Source organism: Streptomyces colwelliae, from assembly GCF_048158785.1.
Classification (GTDB): domain Bacteria; phylum Actinomycetota; class Actinomycetes; order Streptomycetales; family Streptomycetaceae; genus Streptomyces.
Genome location: NZ_JBLTJC010000357.1, coordinates 1 through 10,368, shown reverse-complemented (window position 1 = coordinate 10,368; position 10,368 = coordinate 1). Strand labels below are relative to the sequence as shown.

The 10,368-nt window shown below is 72.6% G+C and carries 10 protein-coding genes; 5 read left to right on the top strand and 5 right to left on the bottom strand.

Features of this window, described 5'->3' with window-relative positions:
• Together ACNFOC_RS43465 and hutU are read right to left on the bottom strand one after the other, a co-directional pair.
• A partial coding sequence (locus tag ACNFOC_RS43465) for an allantoate amidohydrolase (protein ID WP_416964524.1) occupies positions 1-1,334 on the bottom strand: 1,334 nt, incomplete at its 3' end.
• A gap of 281 nt (positions 1,335-1,615) precedes the next feature.
• A complete protein-coding gene (hutU, locus tag ACNFOC_RS43460; protein ID WP_416964521.1) occupies positions 1,616-3,280 on the bottom strand; it encodes a urocanate hydratase in 1,665 nt (554 codons plus the stop codon).
• 230 nt (positions 3,281-3,510) lie between these two features.
• Here hutU and ACNFOC_RS43455 point away from each other — a divergent pair, with 230 nt between their 5' ends.
• The 5 genes from ACNFOC_RS43455 to ACNFOC_RS43435 all read left to right on the top strand — a co-directional run bounded on the left by ACNFOC_RS43455 (position 3,511) and on the right by ACNFOC_RS43435 (position 7,264).
• Positions 3,511-4,869: a type III PLP-dependent enzyme domain-containing protein gene (locus ACNFOC_RS43455; protein WP_416964523.1), complete on the top strand. Its 1,359-nt coding sequence runs from the start codon at positions 3,511-3,513 to the stop codon at positions 4,867-4,869.
• 183 nt (positions 4,870-5,052) lie between these two features.
• Positions 5,053-5,451, top strand: coding sequence for a hypothetical protein (locus ACNFOC_RS43450; RefSeq protein WP_416964520.1), 399 nt, complete (start codon positions 5,053-5,055; stop codon positions 5,449-5,451).
• On the top strand, positions 5,448-6,266 hold the full coding sequence (locus ACNFOC_RS43445; protein WP_416964519.1) for a transcriptional regulator: 819 nt from the start codon (positions 5,448-5,450) through the stop codon (positions 6,264-6,266). Before ACNFOC_RS43450 ends, ACNFOC_RS43445 begins: the two co-directional genes overlap by 4 nt.
• A gap of 34 nt (positions 6,267-6,300) precedes the next feature.
• Positions 6,301-6,867 (top strand): roadblock/LC7 domain-containing protein, encoded by a 567-nt coding sequence (locus ACNFOC_RS43440; protein ID WP_416964518.1) that lies wholly within the window; start codon positions 6,301-6,303, stop codon positions 6,865-6,867.
• Positions 6,868-6,889: 22 nt separating this feature from the next.
• A complete protein-coding gene (locus ACNFOC_RS43435) occupies positions 6,890-7,264 on the top strand; it encodes a roadblock/LC7 domain-containing protein (RefSeq protein WP_393751922.1) in 375 nt (124 codons plus the stop codon).
• An 8-nt stretch (positions 7,265-7,272) separates the two neighbouring features.
• Here ACNFOC_RS43435 and ACNFOC_RS43430 read toward each other — a convergent pair whose 3' ends face one another.
• From ACNFOC_RS43430 to ACNFOC_RS43420, 3 genes are all read right to left on the bottom strand, one after another.
• Entirely contained in the window at positions 7,273-7,866 is a 594-nt protein-coding gene (locus ACNFOC_RS43430; protein WP_416964517.1) for a hypothetical protein, read from the bottom strand.
• A 100-nt stretch (positions 7,867-7,966) separates the two neighbouring features.
• Positions 7,967-8,845 (bottom strand): MurR/RpiR family transcriptional regulator, encoded by an 879-nt coding sequence (locus ACNFOC_RS43425; RefSeq protein ID WP_416964522.1) that lies wholly within the window; start codon positions 8,843-8,845, stop codon positions 7,967-7,969.
• A gap of 26 nt (positions 8,846-8,871) precedes the next feature.
• A complete protein-coding gene (locus tag ACNFOC_RS43420) occupies positions 8,872-10,320 on the bottom strand; it encodes an aromatic amino acid lyase (RefSeq protein ID WP_416964516.1) in 1,449 nt (482 codons plus the stop codon).
• Positions 10,321-10,368 lie beyond the last annotated feature (48 nt).

Sequence of the window (10,368 nt, the reverse complement as noted above, 5' to 3'; positions counted from 1 at the left end):
CCGGCGTCCATCATCACGGCCGCCACGCGGCCCTGATCGGTCAACGCCTTCCCGGTCAGCAGGAGTTCGGGACGGTGCGCTCCGATCTCCAGCAGCAACTGGATCCCCGGATGCACGTCGTCCGCCGTGCAAGCCAGCCCTTCCAGTACGTCGGCGAGTGCGGTCACCCCGGCCACGCAGTCGTCCTCGGCCGCGAACTCGGCCGGGGAGTGCGAGACGCCCGTGGGGTTGCGCACGAACAGCATGGCGGTCGGGATGCTCCCGGAGAGGATTCCGGCGTCGTGTCCGGCACCGGTGCCGAGGACGGGGACGTTCAGGTGCGCGTCCTCGCCGTTCTTCCCCAGGACCCGGGCGAGTTCGTCGCGCAGGGCGTGGTCGAACTCGACGACGGGAGTGAAGGACTCCCGGACGATGTCGAGGTCGATACCGTGCGCCTCGGCGTACTCGCGGGCCGCCTTCTCGACGCCGGTGACCACCGTGTCGAGGGTCTGCTGATCGGCGGCGCGGGAGTCGAGCCAGCCGCGCACCAGGGAGGGGATGGCGTTGACGCCGTTCGGTTCTACGGCGATCTTCCCGAACGTGGCGACGGCGCCCGCGAGTTGGGCCTCGCGGCGAGCGGCGAGCACGGTCTCGGCGTACGACAGCATCGGGTCGCGGCGGTCCACCAACCTCGTCGTACCGGCGTGGTTGGCCTCGCCCCGGAAGTCGAACCGCCAACGCCCGTGCGGCCAGATGGCGCTGGCGATGCCGACCCGGTCGCCGGAGAGGTCCAGGGCGCGGCCCTGTTCGACGTGGAGTTCGACGAACGCGCCGATGCGGGCGAGCCGTTCGGGGTCGGGGCCGATGGCGTCGGCGTCGTAACCGGCGGCTGCCATGGCCTGCGGCAGCGTGACCCCGTCGCCGTCGGTCAGCCGGTGCGCCTGCTCGACGGTGAGCTGCCCGGCGGTCAGCCGTGAGCCGACACAGGCCAGCCCGAAGCGGGCGCCCTCCTCGTCACCGAAGTTCACGATGGCGAGCGGCTTGGTGAACTCCACTCCCCTGCCGCGCAGTTCGTCGAGCGCGGCGAAGGACGACACGACTCCGAGGGGGCCGTCGAAGGCACCGCCGTCGGGTACCGAGTCGAGGTGCGACCCGGTGACGACGGCGTCCCCGGCGGCGGGGTCGCCCAGCCAGGCCCACTGGTTGCCGTTGCGGTCGAGTTCGTAGGTCAGGCCGCGGGACTTCGCCTGCTCTTCGAACCAGGTCCGGCACTCGGCGTCGGCGCCGGTCCAGGCGTAGCGGCGGTAACCGCGAGAGTCGGGGTGCCGACCGATGGGGAGCAGCTCGCGCCACATCTCGTGGAAGGAGCTACCGGCCAGGCCCTGGTGCCCTGCGCCGGCCGGTACCGCGCCAGGCTGTCCGGTGCCAGGGCCCACAGCCGCGCCAGGCTGTTGGTCGCCGGCGGGGGCACCAGCAGCCGCTACAGGCTGTGGGCAGTCGTTCCGCAGGGCGATGGGGGTCCCCCCGCTCGAACGGAGTTGAGAGTGGGGGAGGGTGGGCACGGCCGGACCCGCGGACGGCGACGAACTCCCCGCCCCCACCGAGGAGTTGCCGCCCCGCTCATCTCCCGGAAGGGTCACGCGTCGTCACCCTCGCGCATCGGAACCCGCACACCCCGCTCGTCCGCGACCCGCTCCGCGATGTCGTACCCGGCGTCGACGTGCCGGATGACGCCCATGCCGGGGTCGTTCGTGAGGACCCGGCGGATCTTCTCGCCGGCGAGCTTCGTGCCGTCGGCCACCGAGACCTGGCCGGCGTGGATGGAGCGGCCCATGCCGACGCCGCCGCCGTGGTGGATGGAGACCCAGGAGGCGCCCGATGCCACGTTGACCATCGCGTTCAGCAGCGGCCAGTCGGCGATCGCGTCGGAGCCGTCGAGCATGGCCTCGGTCTCGCGGTACGGGGAGGCGACGGAGCCGCAGTCGAGGTGGTCGCGGCCGATGGCCAGCGGGGCCGCCAGCTCGCCGGAGGCCACCATGTCGTTGAAGCGCTCGCCGGCCTTGTCGCGCTCGCCGTAGCCGAGCCAGCAGATGCGGGCCGGGAGGCCCTGGAAGTGGACGCGTTCGCCGGCCAGCTTGATCCAGCGGTGCAGGGACTCGTTCTCCGGGAAGAGGTCGAGGATCGCCTTGTCGGTCTTGTGGATGTCGGAGGCCTCGCCGGACAGGGCGGCCCAGCGGAAGGGGCCCTTGCCCTCGGAGAAGAGGGGGCGGATGTAGGCGGGGACGAAGCCGGGGAAGGCGAACGCCCGCTCGTACCCGGCGAGTTGGGCCTCGCCGCGGATCGAGTTGCCGTAGTCGAAGACCTCGGCGCCGGCGTCCATGAAGCCGACCATCGCCTCGACGTGCTTGGCCATGGACTCCCGGGCGCGGACGGTGAAGCCCGCCGGGTCCTTGGCGGCGGCGTCGGCCATGTCCTCGAAGGCGATGCCCACCGGCAGGTAGGCGAGGGGGTCGTGGGCCGAGGTCTGGTCGGTCACGATGTCGATGGGGGCGCCCTCGGCGAGCATCTGCGGGAGCAGTTCGGCGGCGTTGCCGAGGAGGCCGATGGAGAGCGGGCGGCGGGCGTCGCGGGCCTCGACGGCGAGCTGGAGCGCGTGCGCGAGGGAGTCGGCGCGGACGTCGAGGTAGCGGTGCTCGATGCGGCGTTCGATGGCGCGCGGGTCGACGTCGATACAGATCGCGACGCCGTCGTTCATCGTGACCGCGAGGGGCTGGGCGCCGCCCATGCCGCCGAGGCCGGCGGTGAGGGTGATGGTTCCGGCGAGGGTGCCGTTGAACTTCTTCGCGGCGACGGCGGCGAAGGTCTCGTAGGTGCCCTGGAGGATGCCCTGGGTGCCGATGTAGATCCAGGAACCGGCGGTCATCTGGCCGTACATGGTGAGGCCGAGGGCCTCCAGGCGCCGGAACTCCTCCCAGTTCGCCCAGTCGCCGACGAGGTTGGAGTTGGCGATGAGGACACGCGGCGCCCACTCGTGGGTCTGCATCACGCCGACCGGGCGGCCGGACTGGACGAGCATCGTCTCGTCCTGCTTCAGGGTGCGCAGCGTGCGGACCATGGCGTCGAAGGAGCGCCAGTCGCGGGCGGCCTTGCCTGTGCCGCCGTAGACGACGAGCTTGTCGGGGTGTTCGGCGACCTCGGGGTCCAGGTTGTTCTGCAGCATCCGCAGGGCGGCTTCCTGCTGCCATCCCAGGGCGCTCAGTTCCGTACCGCGCGGTGCTCGTACGGGGCGGGGTCCTGACATGGTCTGCCTCCTAGCGGACTGCTCTCAGCGGGTCTGAGCTACGCGTTTTTACTGCTGCTATTCACATCCTGTCTTCGTGAATAGAACTAGTCAATACATGGAGGCGTCCTTGTGGGCAGGGTCTGAGTGTTTGGCTGGATGTAACGACCACGGGCAGCGACATGACGGGGGCAGCAGTGAACGACGAAAACCAGGGTCACACGGACGGCACCGGTACCGGCACGGATCGCATGGATCCCGGCGCCGAACGCACCGCCCGCCGGGACGAAGCCGTGCGGGCCGCCGTGGAGCAGGGGCTCCTGGGACCCGGCGCCCCCATCGCCGCACTCCTGGACGTCACCGGCATCCGGGAGTCCGCGGCGGCGCTCCGCGCGGCGTTCGACGCGGTGACGGCGCCCGGGACGCCCGTGCTGCACGCGTTCGCCGTGAAGGCGAGTCCGCTCGTGCCGGTGCTGCGGCTGCTGCACGAGGAGGGCATCGGCGCGGAGGTGGCGAGCCCCGGTGAGCTGGCCCTCGCGCGGGCGGCGGGCGTACGGCCGGAGCGGACCGTGCTGGACGCGCCCGCTAAGACGCCGGCGGAGTTGCGGGAGGCGCTGGCGCTGGGGATCGCGGTGAACGCCGACAATCCGCAGGAGCTGGCGCGGATCGACGCGCTGATGCGGTCGGCGAGCAGTCGTTCGCCGCTCGGGCTCCGGGTCAATCCGCAGATCGGCGGCGGGTCGATCGCCGCGCTCTCCACGGCGACCGCGACCTCGAAGTTCGGGGTGGCGCTGCGGGACGAGGGGGCGCGGGAGTGGGTGGTGCGGGCGTTCGCGGAGCGGCCGTGGCTGACCCGGCTGCACGCGCACACCGGGTCGCAGGGCATCCCGCTGGCGTTGCTGGCGCGGGGCGTCGCGGAGACGTACGAGCTGGCGGAGGAGATCAACGCGCGGCTTGGGCGGCGGCAGATCGACACGCTCGACATCGGCGGCGGCCTGGGGGTGAACTTCGGTTCGGACGCGACGACCCCGACGTACGCGCAGTACGCGCGGCTGCTGCGGGAGGCGGTGCCGGGACTGTTCGACGGGCGGTACGGGCTGGTGACCGAGTTCGGGCGGTCGATGCTGGCCAAGCAGGGGACGGTGGTGGCCCGGGTCGAGTACGCGAAGAGTGCCGGCGGGCGGCCGATCGCGATCACGCACGCGGGCGTGCAGGTCGCGACGCGGACGGTGTACGCGCCGCAGTCGTGGCCGCTGCGGATCGCCGCCTACGACGGGAAGGGGCGGCCCAAGTCGGGGGCGGACGTGGTGCAGGACGTCGCCGGGCCCGCGTGCTTCGCGGGTGATCTGCTGGCCGAGGGACAGGCACTGCCCTTGCTGGAGCAGGGTGACTACGCGGCGGCGCTGGACACCGGGGCGTACTACTTCGCGGCGCACTACGCCTACAACTCCCTTGCCCGGCCCGGGGTGTACGGCTTCGTGCCGGACGGTTCCGGGGGCGTGGCGTTCGCGACCGTGCGGGAGCCTCAGACGGTGACGGAGATCGTGGCCGAATCCGGCGGGGCGCACGGAGCCGCGCTCACCACCCTGCGCGCGCCCGGGCGCCGTTGACGCACACCGGTGCGAGCAGGGTTCAACTGACCCATGCAACTCGTGTGAAAACGGGGTCAGTTGACCCACCTTAGTCACTCGGGGGCATGTTCCACCGGAAAATGCCAGATCCCTCACCCCTCGGCCACACGGTGCGTAGCTTCGTCGTCACTCAGCCGAACCGCAGGCGGGAGGGGAGCCACGGTGCCCGGAATCGACGAGTGCTTACTTGAGGCCATGCGACTGCCCGGTGCCCGGGGCGCCGCGCTGGTCGACTGGACGAGCGGGCTGGCCCTGGGGGTCGTCGGGGAGTCACCCGGCGGCGACCAGGAGGCCAGTGCCGCCGAGGCCGCCGAGCTGGCGCGGCTCGCGGCGGAGCACCGGGCGTTCGCGTCCATCGGGGAGGACGGTGAGGAGGCCGACGATCCTCCGCTGGAGGATCTGATCGTCAGCAACCGGGACAGCTATCACGTGCTCCGGTTCGTGCGGACGTCGTTCGACAGCAGTGTGTTCCTGCATCTGTGGCTGGCCCGCGCGGAGGGCAATCTCGCGCTGGCCCGCATCCGGCTCGGCGAGATGGCCGGACGGCTGGTGCTGGGATGACCGCGGTCAAGGCCACGCCCGCCACCCCGCCACCCCGGCTGCCGGTGCGGGCCAAGGCCGCCGCCGGCGACCGGGGTTGGGGCGGTGTCTCGCCGATGCTGACGCGGCTCGCCGCCGAGGAGGCCACCGGTGTCCTCGTCCGTGAGCGCGGCAGCCTCCATCTCGTGGACGGCCGGGTCGTACACGCCGAGAGCCCCTCCGCGCCCGGCCTCGACCTCCTCCTCACCGCGCACGACACGCTGCGCGCCGGCGCCTGGGAGGCCGCGGCCAGGGCGACCGACGACCGGCACGCCACGACCCGACTGCTGCTGGACGGCGGCCAGTTGAGCCCGGGCGCGCTGGAACTGTGCCACCTCGGGGCGCTGTACGACGCGGCGTACTTCGTACTCGCGCCCAGCAGCACCCCGGGCCGTTTCCGCTACGGCGTCACGCATCCGGTCGGGGGTGTGCGGCCGGTTCCGGTGGCCGCACTGGAGCGCGAGACGCTGCGCCGCCGCGATCTGCTGCACCGCGTCTGGCCGGACGCGGCGACGGACGGCGCGCCGCTGGTGCGGGCCGACCCCGTCGCGCCCTCGCCGATCACCGCCCGGCAGGCGGCGGTGCTGGCGCGGGTGGACGGCGTCCGCACGGCGCCGGACATCGCGCGGGCGCTGGGGCGGCGGGCGTACCCCACGCTGCTGGACGTCCGGCGGCTGGTGTCGGCGGGGCTCGTGTCGCCCCGGCCGCCCGCTCCCGCCGCCCGTCCCCTGCCCGACGTCACCGATCCCGACATCACCTTGCTGAAGAGGCTCAGAGATGCGCTGGAGGCCCTTTGAGTGGCAGCGAGCACGCGCCGAGAGGAGAGAGCCGATGGCCTCCGAGGCAGAGATCCTCGACGAGCTGCGCCGGTTGAGAGCCCGCGTGCCCCAGCTGACCGGGGCGCTGGCGGCGGGCGTCGACGGTCTCGTCCTGGCGCAGGACACCCCGGGCGTCGAGCCGGAGCGGGTGGCCGCGCTGACCGTGACGGCGCTCGGCGTGGCCGTACAGATGGCGGACGCGACCGGGCAGGGCGACTTCCGCGAGCTGATCGTGCGCGGGGTCTACGGCTATGTCGCGACCTACGCGGCGGGCCGGGGCGCCGTGCTGACCGTGCTCGCCCAGGACCGTGTCCACGTCGGCCGGCTGCTGCTGGAGGGCCGCCGCGCGGGGGCCCGGATCGGGGAACTGGTCGACGCCGAGATGGCGGCCGCGACCGAGGCCACCGCCGTAGCCGCATCCGCGTCCGCACCCGCATCCGCATCCGCATCCGCATCCGAGGAGCAGGCCGACGTGGCGCCCGCCAAGGCGCCCCCGAAAACCACCACCGCACGAACGAGAACAGCGCGCGCACCACGCACCACCACAGGCACCAACGCGCGCACCACCACGGAAAGTTGAACGGAACCAAAGGAGCACTGTCATGGCCAACACCGAAACCTCCCTCAAAGAGGCGCTGACCTCCATCGAGGGCGCGACCGGGGTCGCGCTCGTCGACTACACCAGCGGTATGGCGCTCGGCACGATGGGCGGCAGCAAGACCTTCGACCTCGGCGTCGCCGCCGCCGGGAACACCGACGTCGTGCGCTCCAAGCTGCGCACGATGGAGCACCTCGGCCTGAAGGGCGAGATCGAGGACATCCTGATCACCCTGTCGAGCCAGTACCACCTGATCCGCCTGATCAAGGGGCGCGGCGGCAACGGCCTGTTCCTCTACCTGGTCCTGGACTCCAACCGGGCCAACCTGGCGATGGCCAGGCACCAGTTGAAGAAGATCGAGGCGGACCTGGAGGTCTAGGACCCCGCTCAGGCGAAGACGTCGCTGCGGCGGCGCGCCCCGCCCGGGGTCGCGTCGCCCGCGGCGATGCCGGTGGAGCGGTAGCCCTTGACCGGCTTGCCGGCGGGGGCACCGTGCCGCTTGTCCAGCCAGTCGACCCGGATCCACAGCAGGACGTCGTCGGCGCGCTCACGGCGGCCCAGCCAGGCGGCCTTGAGACGCAGGCCCGTACCGGCACCGGCGAGCAGCATGCCGCCCGCCGCGGGCACGGCGAACCCGCTGCCCAGCGCGAGCGCGAAGGCGAGGACGAGCCACCAGCGGTGGGCGCGGCGCCAGTTCCGTACGCTCACCGCGCGATCCTGGAGCACGTCGTGCTTGCCGGCCCGGGCGGCGCCGCGCGCGAGGGCGGTGTACCGCTTGCGGCGCGCGTACGACACCACGATCGCCGCGAGGATGAACAGCGCGGCTCCGGCCATCACCCCGATCCGGCGCCCGGTGATGCCGGGCAGCAGCACGCCGACACCCGCCGCCAGCACCCCGAACCACCACATCGGGGCGGCTCCGGCCCGTACGACGACTGCCACTCGGGCCAGCCCCTGGACTCTGCGATCTCCGCGTGCCACGTCCCGCCTCCTGGTCGTCCCGGCACAGCTCTGTCCGGCCGGGAGACTAGTGAGCGAACGTGAGACGAGTCTGAGAAGACACCAGACGGGACAGGGTGTCTCACTCCACGAACAGCCCCCGCGCCGCCGCCCGCGCGTCGAACTCCTCCAACCGGGCCTGCGCGTCCGGCAGGTCGTCGCACATCGCCTCCAGGAGGACCCGCCCGAGGAGCATCGGCGCGCAGGCCGTGTCGAAGGCGAGGCCGGTGCCGACGGCGGCCGGGATCAGCAGGTCGGAGACCTTGGCGACGGGCGCGAACGCCGAGTCCGCGACGGTGACGACGGTCAGGCCCGCCTCCCTCGCGTACGCCAGCGTGTCCACGACCTCGCGCGGATGCCGGGGCAGCGCGAAGCACAGCAGGGCGGTGGCGCCGGCGCGGACGGCCGCGTCGATCCGGTCGTGGATCATCGTGCCGCCCTCGTTGAGCAGCCGTACGTCCGGATGGACCTTGGCGGCGAAGTACGCGAAGCCGTACGCCTGGGAGGCCGCCGCGCGCAGGCCGAGGACGGGCAGCGGGCGCGAGGCGGCGAGCAGGCGGCCCGCCTTCGCGACCGGCCGGGGGTCGGCCAGTATCTCGGCGAGGTGCTTCAGGTTCTCGATCTCGGCTTCCACGGCCTGCTGGTACTCGTTGTAGGACGCGGTGTCCGGGGTCGACTCGGCGGGTGCGACCTCGCGGAGGTGTTTGCGCAGCGCCGGGTAGCCGTCGAAGCCGAGGGCGACCGCGAAGCGGGTCACGGAGGGCTGGCTGACGCCGGCGAGTTCGGCGAGTTCGACGCTGGAGAGGAACGGCACCTCGGCGGCGCGGCGCACCATGCTGTGCGCGATGCGCCGCTGGGTCGGCGTGAGCCGGTGCCCCTCGAAGAGCGCCTGTAGCCGGCCGGCCGGGCTGTCGGTCACACCCATCCCCCTGTCCACGGCACCGTCCACGGCCCCATCCATGGTCCCGTCCACACTCCTGTCCGCGCTCATGACGTGCTCCCCCTCCAGATCTCGGTGAACCGGTCCAGCAGTCCGGCCGCCGCCGTCACATCGTCCGTGAGCGGCCGGTCCGCCGTCTCGTCGTCGAGCACCGATTCGGCCAGCTCCAGCGCGCGGCCGACCGGGAGTTCCGGGTCGGGCCGCAGGCCCCGCTGGCGCAACGCCCGTACGGCGGCGACAAGTTCGCAGCCGACGACGAGACGGTACGCGCGGCAGGCGCGCAGTGTCTGACGTGCGGCGAGCGAGGCGAAGCTGGCCTGTTCCTCGACGCCCCGGGAGAGTACAGCGTGCCCGAGCGAGGCGGGAGCCGAGAACGCGCGCAGATCGCCGAGGGCGGCAGCGGCGGCGTACTCCAGGATCATCACGCCGGAGGACGCGGCCTCGTTGTCGGCGAGGAACGGCTTGAGGCGGGTGAACGCGGGCTCGTTCAGCGAGGAGAGCCGGGACGTCGACAGCCGGGCCACCTGGGTGAGCGCGAGCCTGAAGTGGTCCAGGGCGAGGACGAGTTGGGCCTGGTAGAAGCCGCCGTGGTGGTAGGCGGTCATGTCCTCGGCGGAGATGAAGGGGTTCTCGGCGGCGGCGTTGATCTCGATCGCGAGCACCTCCTCCAGCGCGTCCGCCGCGTCGTGCGCGGGCCCGTGGATCTGCGGCAGGCACCGGAAGCCGTACGGGTCCTGAATACGCCCGAGCGGAGGAGTGGGCCGGTCGGCGGCCCCGATCAACTCCCGCATCCGCCGGGCGACTTCGGTGGACCCCCGATGCGGCCGAGCGGCGTGCACGGGCGCGGCGTACGGCTCGTGCGAACCGTCCACGGCGAGCAGCGAGAGCGCCCCGACGACCTGCGTGGCCCCGATCAGCCCGCGCAACTCGTGCAGGGCGAGGGCGGATTGGCCGAGGGTGAGGGCGTTGCTGCTGATCAACGCCAACGCGTCGTTGTTGTCGAGGGGTTGGGGTTCGGGGACACCGGCGAGGGCATGGTGTTCCGGAACTCCGGTACGGGCGCGCTCGGGAACTCCGTCGAGGGGACGGGCACTTGAGGGCACCGCGGCACGGCCGCCGACCCCGTCGGCGTCGAGGCCCCCGACTGACCCGGCATCACGGCCGGCAGAACCTCCCGCGCCTCGATCCCCGGCACCACGGCCGCCGGAAGTCCCAGCGCTCCGGCTACCGGAGATCTCCGCACCACGGCCACCGACCACCTCGGCATCGCGACTGCCGTGCCCCCTGGCACCAGGGCCCCCCGCGCCACTGCCGCCGGAACCTCCCGTGTCGCGGCCACCGGATTCCCCCGCGTCGCGGCCGTCGAGCCCCTCAGCACCACGATCCCCGAAGCCCTGCGAATCACCATCGCCGGACCCCGCGAGGACGAGCGGGGCCTTGAAGCCGGCCGGTGCGGGCAGCTTCGTGATCTCGCCCTCGGCACCGGAGGCGCCCATGCGCGTGGGTGCAGCCGGCGACCACCTTGGCGACCGCGTCCGGTACCA